The organism is Nocardioides terrigena, assembly GCF_003047265.1.
Taxonomy (GTDB): Bacteria; Actinomycetota; Actinomycetes; order Propionibacteriales; family Nocardioidaceae; genus Nocardioides; species Nocardioides terrigena.
In genome coordinates, this window is the sequence record NZ_PZYY01000003.1 from 109041 (window position 1) to 126262 (window position 17222).

The following is a 17222-nucleotide window of genomic DNA, read 5'->3' on the forward strand; positions in this document are numbered from 1 at the left end:
AACCTAATTTCGACCACCGACAGTGGCCGGGACCCCACGCCGCCGGGACCCGGGTCAGGCGTACTGCACGCACCTGCCGGAGGACGTGAAGCCGTAGAGCGTGAGCCCCGCCTGGCGGGCGAGGTCGACCGAGAGGCTGGTCGGCGCACCCACGGCGACGAGGCTGCCGATGCCGGCGGTGACGGCCTTCTGGACGAGCTCGAAGCCCGCCCGGCCGCTGACCACGAGGCAGGCGGCGCCGGTGTCGCGCCCGCCCAGGACGCGCGTGCCGATCACTTTGTCGACGGCGTTGTGGCGGCCCACGTCCTCACGCACGACCTCGATGACCCCGTCGGCGGACGCCAGTGCGGCCGCGTGCACGCCACCGGTGCGCCCGAAGAGCTGTTGGTCCTCGCGCAGCCGGTCCGGGAGCTCCCGAGCGACCGCGGGTGACGGGACCTCATCGGTCCACCTCGCACCGTGCACGACGTCGAGCACCTCCGCGACGCTGTCCTTGCCGCAGACCCCGCACGCCGACGACCCGGCACTGCGGGCCTGGTGGCGGTGCGCCGCGGCGATGTCGGTGCCGGCTGCCACGGTGATGGTCACGACGTTGAACTCCTGCTCCGGAGCGAGATCGGCGTCGGTGCAGTAGGCCACCTGACGGATCGACTCGGGAGCACACAGTGACTCACCCATCGCAAAGCCCGCCGCGAGCTCGAAGTCGTGCCCGGGGGTCCGCATGGTGACCCAGATGCGCCGGGCCGGCAGCGTCCCGACGGCCAGTCGGATCTCCAGCGGCTCCTCGGTGGCCAGGCGGTCCTCGTGGTGCCGGGTGCCGTCGGCCAGGTGCTCGGTCACGCGGGTGCGCACCGAGGGTCCGGGCCTGCGCGCGCGGGCGCTGGTGGTCACGCGGGCACCGCCCGCACGGCGAGGCGGCGCTCGAGCTCGTCGGCCATCACGCGCAGCTGGCGGCGCAGCGACAGGTCGAGCGACTCGTCGCCGGCGAGGCGGCCGGCCAGCCGGACGGTGTGCGGGTCCTGGGAGGTGAGCGGGAAGAACCAGCAGGCGGCGTCCGCGAGCACCCAGCCGGAGCGGTGCGACGGCGTCGAGGGCACGTCGGCGAAGAAGCGTTCGACGTACGGCGTCGTGAGGTGCTCCTGGCCGGGCACCCACATCCCCTGGCCGGTGGCCTGGAGCTCGTAGTTGGGCACGTCCTCCACGCCGGTGAAGCGGCCCCAGGCCCACGCCTTGGCCTCGTCGTCCGGGAGCGAAGCGACGGCGCGGGCGTGGTCGACGCGCGACGTGGCGGTGGGCTCCTCGGCGAGCAGACGGTCGAGGGTCGTGCGGTCCGTGCCGCCCAGGGCGGCCAGTCGCACCAGCAGCCGCCAGCGGAGGCTGAGGTCGGCGTGGATGCCCTCGGGCACGTCGCCGGCGAGCCAGCTCGAGACCTCCTCGGCCGTGTCGCACGAGGCGATCGCGCCCTGGAAGGCCGCGAGCTGGACGGTGCTGCCCGGGTCGGCGGTCGTGGCCCGTGCCAGGCAGGCCTGGTGCAGCGCCCCGAGAGCGGCCCGGGGGTCCCCGGCCAGTGGGGCCACCTTGGCGACGAGCCACTCCATCAGCAGCATCTTGCTGGGGGAGCTGGCCCAGCCGTTGAAGGACAGCGGCTCGTCGCTGGTCTCGTCGGGGATGGCGACGACGGCGACGGCGAGCACGTCCTCGGGGGTGGCGCCACCCATCTCGAAGGCGCTGCGCAGGTTGTTCCACACGGCGGCGCGCTCCATGGGGTCGCGGCTCGAGCGCATGACCGACGGAAGCAACGAGACCGTGGTGGCGTCCGGGCGCGCCAGCAGCCAGGAGTCCTCGTCGACGTCGATCACGACTGCGTCGTCCGCGTCGACCTCCAGCGGCGTGGTGGAGGCGTCGAGGGTGATCGGCACGCGGCGGCCGGTGCCGACGGCCGGCGTGACGGACAGCGTGAACCGGTGCGTGCGCTCGACGGGCTCGACCGCCGGGGGAGTGCGCCGCAGGACGCCGGCCTCACGGTCGTGGGTCACGGTGTCGACGCCGCGCGTGCGGAGCCACCCGTCGGTGACGTCGGACAGGTCGCCCGCGCCGGCCTTCTCCCAGCTCGCGAAGAGGTCGTGCATCGTGGCGTTTCCGAAGCGGTGCGTCTCGAAGTGGTCGACGACCCCGGCGAAGAAGACCTCGTCACCGAGGCGTCCGTTGAGCTGCTTGAGCAGCGTCGAGCCCTTGACGTAGGAGATGCCGTCGAAGTCCTGCAGGGCGGCGGTGGCGTCGACCGCGCCGTTGCCGGCGACCGGGTGGGTCGCCGGGCCGGCGTCGGCCAGCAGTCCCCACTGACGTCGCATGTAGGAGCTGTGGACCCACGCGTCGTCGTACTGCGTGACGTCGGCGGTGACCCGGGTGCCGATGTACTCCGCGAACGACTCGTTGAGCCAGAGGTCGTCCCACCACGTCGGCGTCGTGAGGTTGCCGAACCACTGGTGCGCCATCTCGTGGGCGACCGTGGTGGCGCGGACGATGCGGGCACCCCGCGTCACCTTGCTGGTGAAGATCAGCGGGTCGCGGAAGGTCACGCACCCGGGGTTCTCCATCGCCCCGGCGTTGAACTCCGGGACGAACGCCTGGTGGTAGCTGCCGAAGGGGTAGCGGATCCCGAACAGCCGGTGCATCTCGTCGAAGCCCTGACGGGTCAGCGTGAACAGCTCGTCGGCGTCGGCCTCGAGCTCGCGGGCCAGGCTGGCGCGCGCCGACAACCCCAGCGGGATCCCGTCGTGCTCGTCGGCAATGAGGTGGTAGGGCCCGGCGACGACGGTGACGAAGTACGTCGACAGCGGCGGCGTCTCCTCGAACACCCAGGACCCCGGCTCCACCTGCTCGCCCGGTGCGTTGGCGACGACGACCCAGTCCTGGGGAGCCCGGACCGCCAGCCGGTAGGGCGCCTTGAGGTCCGGCTGGTCGAAGCAGGCGAACACGCTGGGTGCGGCGTCCATGAACGACATGCCGTAGACGTAGTGACGCCCGTCGGCCGGGTCGACGCTGCGGTGCAGCCCCTCCCCGTCGTTGCGGAACCGCATCACCGCGTCGACCACCAGCTCGTTGTCGCCGGCCGCCGTCTCGAGCGGGACCCGCCCCCCGCGCAGCAGGTCGGGGTCGATGCGCTCGCCGTTGAGGGTGATCGACCGGACGCTCACGGGCTTGAGGTCCACGAACGTCGGTCCGCCGCGGCTGCGGAAGCGGATCGTGGTGTGCGACGCGAAGGTCGTCTCGTCCGCCGCCAGGTCCAGCGAGACGTCGTACGACGTGAGGTCGAGCAGCTCCCGTCGGTCGATGGCTTCGGTGCGCTGCAGGCTCACGTAGGGGGATCCACTCACTTGTCCACCCTAGCCACGACGCGTTCTCCCGGGTGGGGGAGATCACCCCTTCGACGGTAGGGGAGGCCTCCTCCACGGACATAGGATGTAAGAGGCGCCCCAGCGGCGCTGTTCATTACATCGAGAACCACTCAGCCGGGCCCGGACGGGCCGGAAGGACAGCACCACCATGAGCACGCAGCTCCACCTCGCCAACGGAATCGTCGACGGGCGCATCCACTCGGTGGAGGACCCGGCGCAGCTCCGCAACATCCAGCTGGCCCGCCGTGACCAGCGCCGCGCCCGCCGCGCCGCGCGCCGTACCGCCCGCTGACCGTTCCCTAGGCTGGGGGGATGGACGACGTATCCGACATCCCCGCCAGCACCCCGCCCGACAGCCTGCGCAGCATCGGGCTGACCAAGATCGGCGAGGGGCGCTTCAAGGCGACCAACGCCCGTGGCGGCGAGACCTTCATGGGGACCGGGGGCGAGGACCCCGACTTCACCCCGGTCGAGCTCCTGCTGGCGGCGATCGCCGGGTGCAGCGCCATCGACGTCGACCTGATCACGCGCAAGCGCGCTGTGAGCACCACCTTCGAGCTGACCTCGGAGGGGCACAAGGTCCGTGACGAGCAGGGCAACCACGTGACCGGCCTGCGCCTGAGCTTCGACGTGCAGTTCCCCGAGGGTCCCGAGGGTGACGCCGCCCGCGAGGCACTCCCGCGGGCGATCGCGCAGTCGCGCGACCGGCTGTGCTCGGTGAGCCGCACCGTCCAGCTGGGTGCCGACGTCACCTACGAGCAGCGCTGAGCCGACGACCCGGCACTACGCTGCCGGGTGTGGCGGTGGACGTGACCGTCGAGACTGTGATCGCCCGTCCCGTGGACGAGGTGGCGGCCTACGCCGCGGATCCCGGCCATGCCCCGGAGTGGTACGCCAACATCCGCTCGGTGCAGTGGCAGACCCCGCCGCCGGTGGCCGTAGGGTCCCGGATGGACTTCGTCACTCACTTCCTCGGACGTCGTCTCGCCTACACCTACGAAGTGGTCGAGCTGGTCCCCGGGGAGCGGTTGGTGATGGCCACCGCGCAGGGTCCCTTCCCCATGCGGACGACCTACACGTGGGAGCCGGCGGCCGGGGGGACCCGGATGACGCTCACCAACACCGGAGAACCGTCGGGATTCGCCCGGGTGGCCGCGCCGGTGATGGAGCGGGCCATGCGCCGCGCGACCACCAAGGACCTCGCCCGGCTCCGCGCCGTCCTCGAGGGACGGACCTGACCCGGCGCGCGGATCACTCCTCGACCAGCCGCCCCAGCCGCTGGTGCACCTCGACCAGTACCGGTCGACGACGGGGGACGGGGTCCAGCATCTCGCGCACGAGGGCGGCCAGGTCCCGGCGGAGCCGGGGTCGCAGCGTCCGGGGGTCCCGCGGCGCGACGGCGAGCTGGAGGGGCTGGCCGGCCTCCCAGGTGGTCCGCTCCTCGTCGTCGTGCGGGGCGAAGGGCGCCGTGCCGGTCGCGGCCTCGTAGAGCGTGGCGCCCAGCCCCCAGACGTCGGTGGCCGCCGAGGCGACGGTGCCGCGCGCCTGCTCCGGCGACAGGTACTCACGGGACCCGAGGCCGCGGCGCACCGGGCCCGGGGGACGGGCGATGCTCAGGTCGATCAGGGTCGCGATGCCGGCGCGGGCCACGACGTTGGCAGGACGTACGTCGAGGTGGAGGAAGCCGGCCCCGTGCACGTGGTGGAGGGCGGACGCGAGGTGCTGGCCCAGGTGGGCGAGATCGGCGGCCGCGAAGCGCCGGGTGCGGGAGTCGATGAGCTCCTCCAGGGTCGGACCCAGGATCATCTCGAGGACCACGACCGGGGCGCCCGAGGAGTCCGTGACCGTGTCGAGCGCGCGGGCCAGGTGGGGATGCGCGAGTCGTTCCAGCAGCCGTCCCTCGAGGAGCAGGCGGTCCCTGACACGCTGCTCGGGCCGGTCCGGGCGGACGGACTTGGCGATGCAGTGGCACAGGCGCTCCTCGGAGAACACCTCGTAGACGTCCAGGGCGACCCCGCGGGAGACGAGCTCGACGACCCGGTATCCCGGGGCGAGCTCCGCCCCGGCCCCGAGGACCGGCGGCTCGACGATCGCGGGGGCGCTCATGCGGGGACTCCCTCGCGGTGTGCTGCCGCGTCCGGGTGGCTCAGGGCCCAGAGCCGGGCGTAGTGGCCCCCGGCGTCCAGGAGCTCGTCGTGCGTCCCCGTCTCGACGACCCGTCCGGCGTCCAGCACGACGATGCGGGTGGCGTGCCGGGTGACCGACAGGTCATGGGAGATCATCAGGGTCGCTCGGCCTCGGACGAGCCGGCGCAGGGGGGCCGTGACCCGGTCGGCGCTGCCGGCGTCGAGGCCTGCGGTCGGCTCGTCCAGCAGCAGCACCGGGGCGTCGCGGAGCAGGGCGCGGGCGATCGCGATGCGCTGGGCCTGCCCGCCGGAGAGCCGCCGCCCGCGGTCGCCCACCTGGGTCAGGTAGCCGTCCGGCAGGTCGGCCACGAAGCCGTGCGCGTCGGCGAGTCGGGCGGCCCGCTCGATCGCGGCATCGTCGGCGCCCGGCAGCCCGAACGCGATGTTGTCGTGCACGGTCCCGTCGTGCAGCAGCGTCTCCTGCAGCACGACGGCGGTCTGGGCGCGCAGGCTGGCCCGGGTGACGTCGCGCAGGTCGTGCCCGTCGAGGGTGACCCGGCCGACGGTGGGATCGATGCTCCTCGTGAGCAGCCGGGCCAGCGTGGACTTCCCGGCGCCGCTCTCGCCGACGACCGCGACCAGCTCGCCGGGACGCACCCGGAGAGTGACGTCGGCCAGGGCGGGGCGGCCGGCGCCCGGGTAGGTGTAGCCGACCCGGTCGAGCTCGACGTCCCCGGTGACCCGGGTCAGGGCGACGGCCCCGGGCCGGTCCGGGGGGAGCGGGGTCTGGCGGAGCAGCTCGATCACACGCTCGGCGCCGGCCGCTGCCGAGTAGGCCGCGGTCAGGGAGCTGCCGAGGCCGCGGACGGGACCGTACAGCCGGCTCAGGAAGGTGAGGAAGGCGAGCAGCTCACCCACGGTGAGGCGGCCCTGCGACAGCATCCAGGCACCCAGCCCGATGACCACCAGCGCGCCCATGAGCTCGATGAGGTCGACGACCGGGACGTACCAGGAGCGCAGCCGCGACGAGGACATCTCGGCGCGCAGCTTGGCGTCGGCCTCGACGCCGTAGCGGTCCACCTCGGCGTCCATGCGGTCGTAGGCCTGGACCAGCGGCATGGTCCCGAGGGTGCGCTCGACCGCGGTGGTGATGGAGCCGGAGCGGCGCTGCCGCTCGCGGGACACGGCGCGCATCCGGGTGCTGAACCAGCGTGACGTCGTCCAGAAGAGGGGAGCGACGGCCAGCGAGACCAGGGCGAGCGTCGGCTCGATCCAGAACAGCGCCGCCGTGAAGACGACGAGCTCGAGCACCTGGGTGAGCGCCCGGGTGGTGCCGGTGACGAGGAAGCCCTCGATGGCCGCCACGTCGCCGGACACCCGTGACAGGAGGTCGCCGACGGTGCTGCGCGAGAAGAAGTCGAGGGGGAGGCGGCCGAGGTGGCTCAGGAGCGCCCTCCGCAGGTCGACCAGGAAGTGCTGGCTCAGCCACGTGCCGAGCATGCGCTCGGCACCGCCGAGCAGGCCCTGCACGACGGTGAGCACGACGTACGCCGCGGCGACGGGCAGGAAGGCCGCGAAGTCCCGGGGGACCAGCACGTCGTCGACCACGATCTTGAAGAGCCAGATCTCGCACCACGCGAGCGCGGGGGAGACGGCGGCCAGGACGAGCGCGAGCACCATCCAGCGCTGGCGCGGCGCGGCGTACGGCCAGAACGTGCGGACGACCTCACGCAGCGGCACGGCCGGGGCGTGCGCAGGCAGCAGTGGCATGGCTTCTCCTCGTGGAGAGGCGACGAGGGCGGGTCGGCGTCGTCGTGACGACGCTGACCCGCCCTCGTGCCGGGGGGACGGTGGGCTCAGTGGCCGGTGCGGGTCCGGGTGCTGGTGCCCCCGCTGGTCCCTCCGGTGCGGGTGTGCGTGCCGGTGCCGGTGCCGTGACGTCCACGACCGCGACCGCGGCGGCGACGGGTGCTGAGGCTGTAGGCGCTGAAGGCCATGACGGGTTCCTCTCCTCGGGGGGACGGACCCGATCGGGTCCGCTGGTGGTAGCAACCACGCTAGGGAGGAGGCGGTGCAGGCTGCGAGTGTCCGATGGTCCTAGTACTCAGGTACCGGAGGCCCGTCGGATCACTCGACGGTGACGCCCGAGATCGTGATCTCGTCCGCGGGGGAGCCGTCCGGTCCGCCCTCGGCGGTGCCCTTCGCGGCGACCTCCTCGAGCAGCGCGACCCCGGCCTCGTCGAAGGTGCCGAACTCGGTGTAGACCGGATCGAGGACGCCGGAGTCGGCGTACACCAGGAAGAACTGCGAGCCGCCGGAGTCGGGCTCGCTGGTCTTGGCCATCGCGAGGACGCCGGGGCCGTACTTCTCGGTCCCGTCGACCTCGTCGGGGATCGTGTAGCCGGGGCCGCCCATGCCGCTCGCGGTCGGGTCGCCGCACTGGAGGACGTAGATGCCCTCGGTGGTGAGGCGGTGGCACTGGGTGTCGTCGAAGTAGCCCTGCTCGGCGAGGGAGAGGAAGTTGGCGACGGTGCACGGGGTCCGGCCGGCGTCGAGCTCGATCGCGATGTCCCCGACGTTGGTCGCGATGGTGCCGCTCACGGTGCCCGTGGTGGTCGCCTCCGCCGGGGGAGGCTCGACCGGCTTGGCAGGCTCGGAACCGTCCTCGGGGTAGTCGCACGCCGTCGCTGCGGCCGCCTCGTCGCTCTCGCTGTCGGCGGGCGTCGAGGCACCCGTGGAGGGGTCGACCGCCTCGTCGTTGTCGGCCTCGTTGCCGCAGGCAGCGAGCAGGGAGAGCGCCAGGAGGGCGGCGGTGGCGGGCAGCAGTCGCTTCAGCATGCGTCGGATCGTACGCAAGCACCGGTGGGACCGCGTCGTGTGCCTAGGATGGCGGCGTGCAGCGAGACGGGTTCTTCAAGGTCGACAACGCGTCGGTGCTCATCACCATCGCCGCCTTCGTGCTCCTGCTGGCGTGCCTGCCGCTCGCGCTGCGCCTCGACGAGAGCATCGACCGTGACCGGCCGATGTACACCGACCTGTCCCGGATGGCGACGATCCAGAACGCCAGTCTCGCCACCACCGGTGCCGCCGTGCCCGTGGAGCTGTCGGGAGGTGAGACGGCCGAGATCGGCGAGCAGGAGTTCGTCGCGTCGGAGGGCGTGTCGATCGTGGTGACCGGGGTCGACGACGACACGGGCTACTGCATCTCGGTCAGCAACGAGCACGGTGCGTCCAAGGACGACTACTGCAGCTGACCCGCCGGTGCAGCGGGTTGTGGTGTCCCAGCATTCAGCACATGCGCGCGGGGTCTTTTACCATGGGGTCAGCCGTCCCTTCCCCCCGCCCCCCGCTGAAGGACCCCTGTGACCTGGCGTTCCGTCCTGCACTCCCGTCCCGTGCTCGTCCTCGGGGTCGTCGTGAGCCTCCTGGTGCCCGCCATGACGCTGCCGCGCCTCCCGCACGTGACCCTCTGGCCGGTGCTCGTCGGCCTCCTCCCGTGGGTGGTGGGGAAGTACGTCCTGTGCCCGTTGCGCTGGCGGGTGCTCACCGGCGCCGGTCTCACCCGGCGGTGGCACATGCGCGCGTACGCCGAGTCGGAGCTGCTGGGCCTGGTCACGCCCGGCCACGTCGGTGCCGACGTGTGGCGGCTGCACCGGCTCACCCGCACCGGCCTGGGTCGCGGTGACGCCGTGATGAGCGTCGGGGCGGACCGCTTCGTCGGTGCGATCGGCCTGGCGGTGTTCGTGGGGTTCGCGGGGACGGCGCTGCCGACGCGGATGCTGCTCGTCTCGCTCGCCGTGGGCCTCGTCGCGGTCGCCGTCGCCCTCGTCGTACGCCGGGTCCGTCCCGAGTGGTTGCCCAGCGGACCCCTGCCGCGTCCCCGCCAGCTGGCCCACGCCCTCGCGCTGTCCGCGGGCTACCAGGTCTCCATCGCGGGACTGCTGCTCGGGACCGTGGCCGCGACCGGGCACTCGGTGTCACCGCTCGCCGTCATGGGCGCCTTCGGGGCGAGCCAGCTGGCCGGCGCCATCCCCGGGCCCAACGGCGCGAGCCCACGTGACGCGGCCCTGGTCGTAGCGCTGGTCGCGACCGGCGTCCCGTGGGTGGCGGCCACGGCCGCTGTGACGCTCAAGGCGGCGCTGGCCTGGGCGCCGGCGCTCGTGCTGGGCGGGACCAGCCTGCTCCTGACGCGTCGGGCACTGCGCGCCGCACCCCAGCCCGCCTGACGACGTACTCCGCCCACGGGGGGCAGCTTCGGGACTTTCGGCCCCAGCGCTCGGCGCCCCGAGGGGTGACCATGGACGGGACAGTCGAGCGTCCACGGCGGGAGCGTGCACCCACATGCTGGAGATCCAGGGTCGGGTGACGAGGGTTGATCCGAGGCTGGGCCGAGCCGGCTTCGTCCTGTGGCAGGCCGGCCTGGTGGCCCTGGGCGTCTTCGTCTACTTCCGCGTCCGCGGGCTCACCGAGGGCTCGGTCGACCTCGCGAACGAGCACGCCCGCGACATCGTGCGCCTCGAGCGGTCCCTGGGCATCAATGTCGAGGCCGGACTGCAGGACCTCGTGGCGCCGTCCGGGTCGCTGCAGACCTTCGCCAACTGGATCTACGTCTGGGGTCACTGGCCCGTCATCATCGTCACGATGCTGTGGCTCGCCTGGCGCCACCGCGTCGAGTTCCTGCGCCTCCGGGACGCGATGATGGTGTCGGGTGCGCTGGGCCTGGTGGTCTTCATGAGCTACCCCGTCACCCCGCCGAGACTCGCCGGACTCGGGCTGGCCGACACGGTCACCCAGCAGTCCGAGGCCTACCGCGTCCTGCAGCCGCCGGCCTTCGTCAACCAGTACGCCGCGATGCCCAGCCTGCACTCGGGATGGGACCTGCTGGTGGGCATGGCGATCATCTCGGCGGCCTCGACCCTCGCGCTGAAGGTGGTCGGGTTCGCGATGCCCGTGCTGATGGCGTTCGCCGTGGTCGCGACGGCCAACCACTACATCGTCGACGTGGTCGCGGGCGTGGCGCTCGCGCTGGTGGGACACGCGGTCGCCCTGTGGCTGGAGCGACGGCGGGCAGCGCGGAGCGTGGTCTGAGTGTCCGTCCTGGCCATCGCCCACCGCGCCGGCAACTCGCTGGCGGGCCTGCACGCCGCCAACGAGCTCGGTGTCGACGTCATCGAGTGCGACGTCCACGAGCACCGGGGCCGGCTGGAGGTCAGGCACCTCAAGACGGCCGGTCCGCTGCCCCTGCTCTGGGACCGGTGGGAGCTCGCGCCCGCGTCGGCACCACGGCTCGGTCTCGACGAGCTGATGCGGGCGGACGAGCACGGCACCACGTTCATGCTCGACCTCAAGGGGCGTCGTACGTCGGCGGCCCGCTCGGTGGCGCGGTTCCTCCACCACGGCGGTCACCACGCGCCGGTGCTGGTGTGCGGACGCTGGTGGCCGTCGGTCGAGACGGTGGCCGAGCTCCCGTTCGTGCGACCGGTGCTGTCGGCCCGGACCCGCGGTGAGCTCACTCGTCTGCGCCGCCGCCTGGAGGTGGGGCCGCCGGTCCACGGGGTGTCGGTCCACCGGACGCTCCTGGACTCCCACGTGGTGGCGGCCCTCCACCAGGAGGTGGACCTGGTGATGACCTGGCCGGTGAACACGTCCCGGGCGCTCGACGCCGCGCTGGCCATCGGGGTGACCGGCATCATCAGTGACGAGGCCGCGGTGCTGGACGACCTGATGGGACGCCGCCGGGCGGAGTCCTGACGCCCGCGCGGGTCAGCGACCGAGCATCTCGGAGAACATGTCGGCGTACTGGATGAGGTGACGGTCGGCCAGGAACCGGTCGAGCACCCGGAGGTGGGCCCCCGCGCCCAGGCGCCGGGCCAGCGCGGGGTCGCGCAGCAGAGTGTCGACGGCACCGGCCATGGCGGCCAGGTCGCGAGGATCGTCGAGCAGGAGGCCACTCGTGCCGTGCTCCACCTGGTCGTTGATGCCTCCGACCGCCGAGGCGACCACCGGGCGTCCCTTCCACATCGGCTCGGTCACGGTGAGGCCGAAGCCCTCGACCAGGCTCTTCTGCACGACGACCGAGGCGTGGCGCTGGAGGGCGTTGACGAGGTGGGCGTTCTCGTCGCCGTCGTCCATGGGCAGCGCGGTGAGGTGGACCCGGTCCCTGGTCCCGCTCGGCAGCGAGGCCCGGAGCTCCCGGCAGGACGCGAAGACCTCGGCGCCCTCGGGGTCGTCGCTCACCCCGGCCACGTCGGGGCCCGCCAGCACGAGGTGTGCGTCGGCGGGCAGCTCCCCGAGGTGGTCGACGAAGCCCCGGAGCACGCCCTCCATGTCCTTGAGCCGGTCCCACCGGCTCACCTGGAGGACGATCCGGGCGTCCCCGGGGACGGGGGAGTCGTCCACCATCAGGCTGTCGCGCGCCCGGACCCGGCCGGGGCCGTCGGTGCGCCGGCCGAACGCCGTGCCGCCGCCGTCTGCGCCGGTGCTGACCAGCCCCGCCACCTGGAGGGTCGCCCGGACGTCGTGCACGCTGAGCACCGCGTTCTTGGCGCTGAACGGGTCGAGGGACGGTGGCACCACCCGGAGGCGGTCGGGCGGGACCCAGGCGGGCGCGTAGGCGCGCCGCGAGAAGACGAAGGCGTCGGCCTGCTCGACGTACGGACGCAGGAACGCCCAGCCGAGGTCGGCGATCTCGTCCGGCTCGTCGAGCCCGATGTGGCAGCGCCAGGCCACCGCAACGCCGCTCCCCATCAGCCCCTCGGCGAGACCCGCGGTCTGGGGGTCGTGGAGCAGCACGATGTCCCCGGGGCGCACCAGCCGCCGCATGTCGCGCAGGTTGAGGGCCAGCACGGCCTCGTAGTGGGCCCGCACGTCGTCGCCCAGGCCCTTGCCGTCGCCCGCCGACCCGTGCAGGACGTTGTGGAGCCGCTTGGTCGCGGTGAAGAACTCGGCATCCCCGTCGAGCACCAGCCACCGGGTGTCGACGCCCGCTCCGCGGCCGTAGGCCAGCAGGACCTGCAGCATCTCGGCGACACCACCTCCGGTCGCGGTGGCGTTGACGTTCCACACGACCCGACCGCGCAGCCGGTCCGCCGCGTCGGCGGCCCGGGTGCGCAGTGAGTCGGCCCGCTCGGGCGGCAGGATGCGCGCCAGCTTGTCCAGGTCGAGGGGGTCGACCCTGACCTCCCGCACGGCTCAGATCTCCTCGGGGAACATCTGGATGGCCCCCGACGGGCACTCGGCGACGCAGATGCCGCAGCCCTTGCAGTAGTCGAGGTCGATCAGGTAGTCCGGACCGGACCCGCCCGGCTTGAGCACGGCGTTGTCGGGGCACACGCCGTAGCAGTTGTCGCAGCCGAAGCAGTTGCCGCACGACAGGCATCGGCGGGCCTCCAGCAGGGCGGTCGCCTCGTCATGGCCGAGGACCACCTCGTCGAAGGTGGACTCGCGCCGCGCACGGTCGAGGAGCGGCCGGTGGGCTCGTGGCGCGTCGGCGTAGTACCAGGTGTTGAGGGTGTCGAACGTCGCCAGCGCCGGGCGTACGGCGGGTTCGGGCGCCGCTCCCGACAGCCAGGCGTCGATGTGCCGGGCGGCCCGCTTGCCGTGCCCGACCGCCACCGTGACCGAGCGCTCGAAGGGCACCATGTCACCGCCGGCGAAGACGCCCGGGCACCCCGTCATCAGGTCGGGACCGACGGCGACCACGCCGTCCTCGACGACCAGGCCGGGCACGCCCTCGAGCAGCGTGAGGTCGGTGTCCTGGCCGAGGGCGAGGACGAGGGAGTCCGCGTCGAGCTCGTCGAGCTCACCCGTCGGCCGCGGGAAGCCGTCCTCGTCGAGCTCCATCCGCTCGACGACGAGCCGCCCGGCGTCGACCTGCTTGATCGTGGTCAGCCAGGTGAAGAGCACGCCCTCGTCCTCCGCCTCGGCGATCTCGGACTCGTGGGCGGGCATCCGGTCCTTGGTCCTGCGGTAGACCACGATCGCCTCGGACGCGCCGAGCCGCTTGGCGGTCCGTGCCGCGTCCATCGCGGTGTTGCCCCCGCCGTAGACCGCCACCCGCCTGCCCAGCAGCGGCTTCTCGCCCGCCTCGACGTCGCGCAGCATGTCCACGGCGTCGAGCACGTGGGAGGCCGAGCCGGCCGGGATGTAGGCCCGTTTGCCGAGCTGGGCGCCGACGGCGAGGAAGACCGCGTCGTACTCGCCGCGGATCGCGTCGAGGTCGGTGACCTTGGTGTCGAGCTCGAGGGTGACCCCGAGGTCGAGGATGCGCTGCACCTCGGCGTCCAGCACGTCGCGGGAGAGGCGGTAGCGGGGGATGCCGAAGCGCATCATGCCGCCGGCCATCGGCCCCGCCTCCTTGACGGTCACGTCGTGGCCGGCCAGGGCGAGGTGGTAGGCCGCAGCGAGCCCGGACGGGCCTGCGCCGACGACGAGCACCCGCCTGCCCGAGGCAGGTGCGGTCACGGACACCGTCCAGCCCTGCTCGATGGCGGCGTCGCCGACGAAGCGCTCGACCGAGTTGATGCCGACCGCCTCGTCGAGCTGTCCGCGGTTGCAGGCCGTCTCGCAGGGGTGGTAGCAGACGCGGCCCATGACGGCGGGGAACGGGTTGTCCTCCATGATCCGGCGCCAGGCACGCTCGTAACCGGCACCACCCTCCTCGGCCTCGTAGAGCCAGCCCTGGATGTCCTCACCCGCGGGGCAGGCGTCGTTGCAGGGCGGCATCCGGTTCGTGTAGACGGCACGCTCGGTGCGCCAGGAGCCCGTCTTGTTGGCCCGGCTGGTGCCGACGTCCAGGGTGATCGCGAACGGCTTGTCCATCACTCGTCCCCTTCCGGGAGCAGCCCGAAGCGGGCGATGTTGCGGTCCGCCCGGGCCTGGATCCGCGCGACGATGTCGGGGCGCGGGTGGTCGCCGAAGAGGTGCGCGTAGCGCCCCTGCGGACGCAGGTAGTCCTCGACGGGGACCTGCCGGCGGATCCGTGACACTGCGGTCACCTCACCGGCCTCGGCCTCGAAGACGGGGAAGACGCCGCTCTCCTTCGCCAGCCGGGCGAGCCGGATCGTGTCGGCGGACGCCGCCCGCCAGCCGAGCGGGCAGGGCACGAAGACGTGCAGGTAGCGCGCACCCCGGAAGCTCATCGCCCGCTCCACCTTGTGCTCGAGGTCGTGCAGGTCCGCGACGGTGGCCGTGGCGACGTACGGGATCTCGTGGGCCATCGCGATCAGCGGCACGGACTTGCCCTGCCCGAACACGTTGCCCGGCTCGGGCCCGACGGCCTTGGTGGTGGCGGTGACGGCCGCCGGTGGTGTCGCGCCCGAGCGCTGCACGCCGGTGTTCATGTAGCCCTCGTTGTCGTAGCAGACGAAGAGCACGTCGTCGTTGCGCTCGAACATCCCCGACAGCGCTCCGAAGCCGATGTCGACGGTGCCGCCGTCACCGGCCTGTCCCACGACGCGGATGTCGTCGCGGCCGCTGGCCCGCAGGGCGGCGGCGACGCCGGAGGCGACGGCGGGGCCGTTGCCGAAGAGCGAGTGCAGCCAGGGCAGCTGCCACGACGACTCCGGGTAGGGCGTGGAGAAGACCTCCAGGCAGCCGGTCGAGTTGACCGCGACCAGCTTGCCGTCGGTGGCGCGCATGGCGGCGTCGAGCACGTAGCGGGCGCCCAGCGCCTCGCCGCAGCCCTGGCAGGCGCGGTGGCCCGACGTGAGCGAGTTGGACCGCCCCGTCCGGGCCTGCACGGTGCGTTGCTCGGGGTCGAGCAACCGGTTGCCGACCACGAAGGTGCCGGTCTGGTAGAGCTTGATCTCCTGGAAGGCCATGGCTGACTCCTAGTCGAAGGCGCCGGAGGCGACGGTGCCGAGGTCGCGCAGCATGTGCTCGGCGTGCGGGCCCGGCCTCCGGCCGTGCCGGGAGCGCTCCAGCTCGCGCTCGACGAGCGCGAGGTCGAGGTCGAGGAAGTGCAACCGGGTCGGGTCGAGGCGGTCCTCGACCACGTCGTCGAGGAGCCCGCGCAGGGACGCCCGGGTGACGGGTCGCCCTCCCAGGCCGGCGACGACGTCGAGCACGACGAGCGGGAGGTCCCGGGTGGCGTCGCGGGTGTTCTGGCCGACGATGCCGCCGGCCCCGACGGCGAAGGCCTTCTCCACGACGACCACCCGCCTGGCGTGGGCGAGCGCGGCACGCACCTCTGCGGCGGGCCACGGGCGGAAGCAGGTGATGCCCAGGACACCGATCGGCACGCCTGCGTCGCGCATCGAGTCGACGACGTCCTCGATGGTCCCGAGCACCGAGCCGAGGGCGACCACGACAGTCTCCGCGTCGTCCAGCCGGTAGGTCTTGAGAAGCCCCCCGGAGTCCCGTCCGAACGCACGCCGGAAGTCGGCGGCGATCTCCGGGATCTCGTCGAGGGCCGTCATCTGCTTGGCGTGCATCAGGTACTTCACCTCGGCGAACGCCTCCGGACCGACCATCGCGCCGATGGTCACCGGCTCGTCGGGGTCGAGCTGCTGCTGGGGGACGAACGGCGCCAGGAAGGCGTCGACCTGTGCCTGGTCGGGAAGGTCCACCTCCTCGAAGGCGTGGGTCAGGATGAAGCCGTCCATGCAGACCATCACCGGCACCGACAGTGACTCCGCGAGCCGGAAGGCCTGGACGTGCAGGTCCACGGCCTCCTGGTTGGACTCCGCGAAGAGCTGGATCCAGCCGGAGTCACGCATCGCCATGGAGTCGGAGTGGTCGTTCCAGATGTTGATGGGCGCACCGATCGCGCGGTTGGCCACCGTCATCACGATCGGCAGCCCGATCCCGGAGGCGTTGAAGAGCGCCTCGGCCATGAAGAGCAGGCCCTGGCTGGAGGTCGCGGTGTAGGTCCGGACCCCGGCCGCCGAGGCCCCGATGCAGGCCGACATGGCACCGAACTCCGACTCCACCAGCATGTATTCGCAGCCCGCCAGCTCACCGGTGCGCACCCGGTCGGAGAGCGACTCCACGATATGGGTCTGCGGAGAGATGGGGTACGCCGCGATCACCTGCGGCCGGCACAGAGTCACGGCACGGGCCACCGCCTGGGAGCCCTCGATCTGGCTACGCATCCGTCGTCCTCCTCATCGTCTCCAGCACGTGCTCGTACGCCGCCTCCGCGGCGTGGGCGTTGCCCTCACCGACGTCGCCGGGGAAGCGGTCCCTGATCGCGTGGCAGAGCGCCTTGAGCGAGACCTGGCCGGTGAGTGCGGCCAGGGCGCCGAGGAGCGCTGCGTTGGGCAGCGGGCGCCCGAGGTGCTGCCGCGCGATCTCGGTGGCCGGCACGGTCACCGCGCGCTCGGGGGACAGTCGGCCGATGAGCTCGGACAGCCCCATCTGCTCGAACGAGGAGGAGGTGTTGACCACGAGGAAGCCGTCGGGACCCAGACCGGCGAACAGGTCCACCTGGTGCAGGAGCGTCGGGTCCTGCACGACGAGCGCGTCGGGGTCGGTGACGGGCTCCCGCAGGCGGATCGGGCGGTCGTCGATGCGGCAGAAGGCGACCACCGGTGCGCCGGTGCGCTCCGAGCCGAAGGTCGGGAAGGCCTGGGCGTGCCGGCCCTCGTCGAAGGCCGCGACCGAGAGCAGCTCGGCCGCGGTGACGGCTCCCTGGCCGCCCCTGCCGTGGATTCGTACGGCGAACACGTCGCCTCCTCATCGACCCCGGGGGTCGTCA

The 17222-nt window shown here is 72.6% G+C and carries 18 protein-coding genes; 7 read left to right on the forward strand and 11 right to left on the reverse strand.

Going from position 1 to position 17222, the window contains the following annotated elements; translation table 11 throughout:
- Positions 1–54: 54 nt before the first annotated feature.
- The gene (locus DAE25_RS07255; protein WP_234410907.1) at positions 55–891 is read right to left on the reverse strand and encodes a formate dehydrogenase accessory sulfurtransferase FdhD; all 837 of its coding nucleotides are present in this window, start codon (positions 889–891) and stop codon (positions 55–57) included.
- Entirely contained in the window at positions 888–3377 is a 2490-nt protein-coding gene (gene pepN / locus DAE25_RS07260) for an aminopeptidase N (RefSeq protein ID WP_107765558.1), read from the reverse strand. The genes DAE25_RS07255 and pepN overlap by 4 nt, the downstream gene beginning before the upstream one ends.
- A 169-nt stretch (positions 3378–3546) precedes the next feature.
- Between pepN and DAE25_RS23075 the strand changes: the two genes are divergently transcribed.
- From DAE25_RS23075 to DAE25_RS07270, 3 genes are read left to right on the forward strand one after another with little or no spacing between them, the layout of a single operon-like run.
- The gene (locus DAE25_RS23075) at positions 3547–3690 is read left to right on the forward strand and encodes a hypothetical protein (RefSeq protein WP_159083626.1); all 144 of its coding nucleotides are present in this window, start codon (positions 3547–3549) and stop codon (positions 3688–3690) included.
- Between the two features lie 20 nt (positions 3691–3710).
- The gene (locus DAE25_RS07265; protein ID WP_107765559.1) at positions 3711–4166 is read left to right on the forward strand and encodes an OsmC family protein; all 456 of its coding nucleotides are present in this window, start codon (positions 3711–3713) and stop codon (positions 4164–4166) included.
- 41 nt (positions 4167–4207) lie between these two features.
- Positions 4208–4636 (forward strand): SRPBCC family protein, encoded by a 429-nt coding sequence (locus DAE25_RS07270; protein ID WP_234410908.1) that lies wholly within the window; start codon positions 4208–4210, stop codon positions 4634–4636.
- A 13-nt stretch (positions 4637–4649) separates the two neighbouring features.
- On the opposite strand, the gene DAE25_RS07275 is transcribed toward DAE25_RS07270, so the two are convergent.
- The 4 genes from DAE25_RS07275 to DAE25_RS07285 all read right to left on the reverse strand — a co-directional run bounded on the left by DAE25_RS07275 (position 4650) and on the right by DAE25_RS07285 (position 8362).
- Positions 4650–5504 (reverse strand): protein kinase domain-containing protein, encoded by an 855-nt coding sequence (locus tag DAE25_RS07275; RefSeq protein WP_107765561.1) that lies wholly within the window; start codon positions 5502–5504, stop codon positions 4650–4652.
- Entirely contained in the window at positions 5501–7294 is a 1794-nt protein-coding gene (locus DAE25_RS07280) for an ABC transporter ATP-binding protein (RefSeq protein ID WP_107765562.1), read from the reverse strand. Before DAE25_RS07280 ends, DAE25_RS07275 begins: the two co-directional genes overlap by 4 nt.
- A gap of 86 nt (positions 7295–7380) precedes the next feature.
- Positions 7381–7521, reverse strand: coding sequence for a hypothetical protein (locus tag DAE25_RS23080; RefSeq protein ID WP_159083627.1), 141 nt, complete (start codon positions 7519–7521; stop codon positions 7381–7383).
- 130 nt (positions 7522–7651) lie between these two features.
- On the reverse strand, positions 7652–8362 hold the full coding sequence (locus DAE25_RS07285; protein ID WP_107765563.1) for a peptidylprolyl isomerase: 711 nt from the start codon (positions 8360–8362) through the stop codon (positions 7652–7654).
- A gap of 56 nt (positions 8363–8418) precedes the next feature.
- Here DAE25_RS07285 and DAE25_RS07290 point away from each other — a divergent pair, with 56 nt between their 5' ends.
- The 4 genes from DAE25_RS07290 (at position 8419) to DAE25_RS07305 (ending at position 11275) form a co-directional block, all read left to right on the forward strand.
- A complete protein-coding gene (locus DAE25_RS07290; protein ID WP_107765564.1) occupies positions 8419–8778 on the forward strand; it encodes a hypothetical protein in 360 nt (119 codons plus the stop codon).
- Between the two features lie 108 nt (positions 8779–8886).
- Entirely contained in the window at positions 8887–9750 is an 864-nt protein-coding gene (locus DAE25_RS07295) for a lysylphosphatidylglycerol synthase transmembrane domain-containing protein (protein WP_107765565.1), read from the forward strand.
- Between the two features lie 115 nt (positions 9751–9865).
- Positions 9866–10612: a phosphatase PAP2 family protein gene (locus DAE25_RS07300; protein WP_107765566.1), complete on the forward strand. Its 747-nt coding sequence runs from the start codon at positions 9866–9868 to the stop codon at positions 10610–10612.
- Positions 10613–11275 (forward strand): glycerophosphodiester phosphodiesterase, encoded by a 663-nt coding sequence (locus DAE25_RS07305; protein WP_107765567.1) that lies wholly within the window; start codon positions 10613–10615, stop codon positions 11273–11275.
- 12 nt (positions 11276–11287) lie between these two features.
- Here the strand turns inward: DAE25_RS07305 and DAE25_RS07310 are convergent, their stop codons facing one another.
- Genes DAE25_RS07310 through DAE25_RS07330 form a run of 5 tightly spaced genes read right to left on the reverse strand, consistent with a single transcriptional unit; the run spans position 11288 to position 17191 of the window.
- Positions 11288–12712, reverse strand: coding sequence for a glycosyltransferase (locus tag DAE25_RS07310; protein WP_107765568.1), 1425 nt, complete (start codon positions 12710–12712; stop codon positions 11288–11290).
- 3 nt (positions 12713–12715) lie between these two features.
- The gene (locus DAE25_RS07315) at positions 12716–14344 is read right to left on the reverse strand and encodes an NAD(P)-binding protein (RefSeq protein WP_199907475.1); all 1629 of its coding nucleotides are present in this window, start codon (positions 14342–14344) and stop codon (positions 12716–12718) included.
- On the reverse strand, positions 14344–15345 hold the full coding sequence (locus DAE25_RS07320; protein ID WP_107765570.1) for a thiamine pyrophosphate-dependent enzyme: 1002 nt from the start codon (positions 15343–15345) through the stop codon (positions 14344–14346). Before DAE25_RS07320 ends, DAE25_RS07315 begins: the two co-directional genes overlap by 1 nt.
- Before the next feature lie 9 nt (positions 15346–15354).
- The gene (gene porA / locus DAE25_RS07325) at positions 15355–16617 is read right to left on the reverse strand and encodes a pyruvate ferredoxin oxidoreductase (RefSeq protein ID WP_107765571.1); all 1263 of its coding nucleotides are present in this window, start codon (positions 16615–16617) and stop codon (positions 15355–15357) included.
- On the reverse strand, positions 16610–17191 hold the full coding sequence (locus DAE25_RS07330; RefSeq protein ID WP_107765572.1) for a 2-oxoacid:acceptor oxidoreductase family protein: 582 nt from the start codon (positions 17189–17191) through the stop codon (positions 16610–16612). The genes porA and DAE25_RS07330 overlap by 8 nt, the downstream gene beginning before the upstream one ends.
- Positions 17192–17222 lie beyond the last annotated feature (31 nt).

Excerpts from the sequence above, each read along its gene's own strand:
- DAE25_RS07275 (WP_107765561.1), bottom strand. The coding sequence starts at position 5,504 with ATGAGCGCCCCCGCGATCGTCGAGCCGCCGGTCCTCGGGGCCGGGGCG.
- DAE25_RS23080 (WP_159083627.1), bottom strand. The coding sequence starts at position 7,521 with ATGGCCTTCAGCGCCTACAGCCTCAGCACCCGTCGCCGCCGCGGTCGC.
- DAE25_RS07315 (WP_199907475.1), bottom strand. The coding sequence starts at position 14,344 with ATGGACAAGCCGTTCGCGATCACCCTGGACGTCGGCACCAGCCGGGCC.
- DAE25_RS07285 (WP_107765563.1), bottom strand. The coding sequence starts at position 8,362 with ATGCTGAAGCGACTGCTGCCCGCCACCGCCGCCCTCCTGGCGCTCTCC.
- DAE25_RS07280 (WP_107765562.1), bottom strand. The coding sequence starts at position 7,294 with ATGCCACTGCTGCCTGCGCACGCCCCGGCCGTGCCGCTGCGTGAGGTC.
- DAE25_RS07300 (WP_107765566.1), top strand. The coding sequence starts at position 9,866 with ATGCTGGAGATCCAGGGTCGGGTGACGAGGGTTGATCCGAGGCTGGGC.
- DAE25_RS23075 (WP_159083626.1), top strand. The coding sequence starts at position 3,547 with ATGAGCACGCAGCTCCACCTCGCCAACGGAATCGTCGACGGGCGCATC.
- porA (WP_107765571.1), bottom strand. The coding sequence starts at position 16,617 with ATGCGTAGCCAGATCGAGGGCTCCCAGGCGGTGGCCCGTGCCGTGACT.
- DAE25_RS07265 (WP_107765559.1), top strand. The coding sequence starts at position 3,711 with ATGGACGACGTATCCGACATCCCCGCCAGCACCCCGCCCGACAGCCTG.
- DAE25_RS07320 (WP_107765570.1), bottom strand. The coding sequence starts at position 15,345 with ATGGCCTTCCAGGAGATCAAGCTCTACCAGACCGGCACCTTCGTGGTC.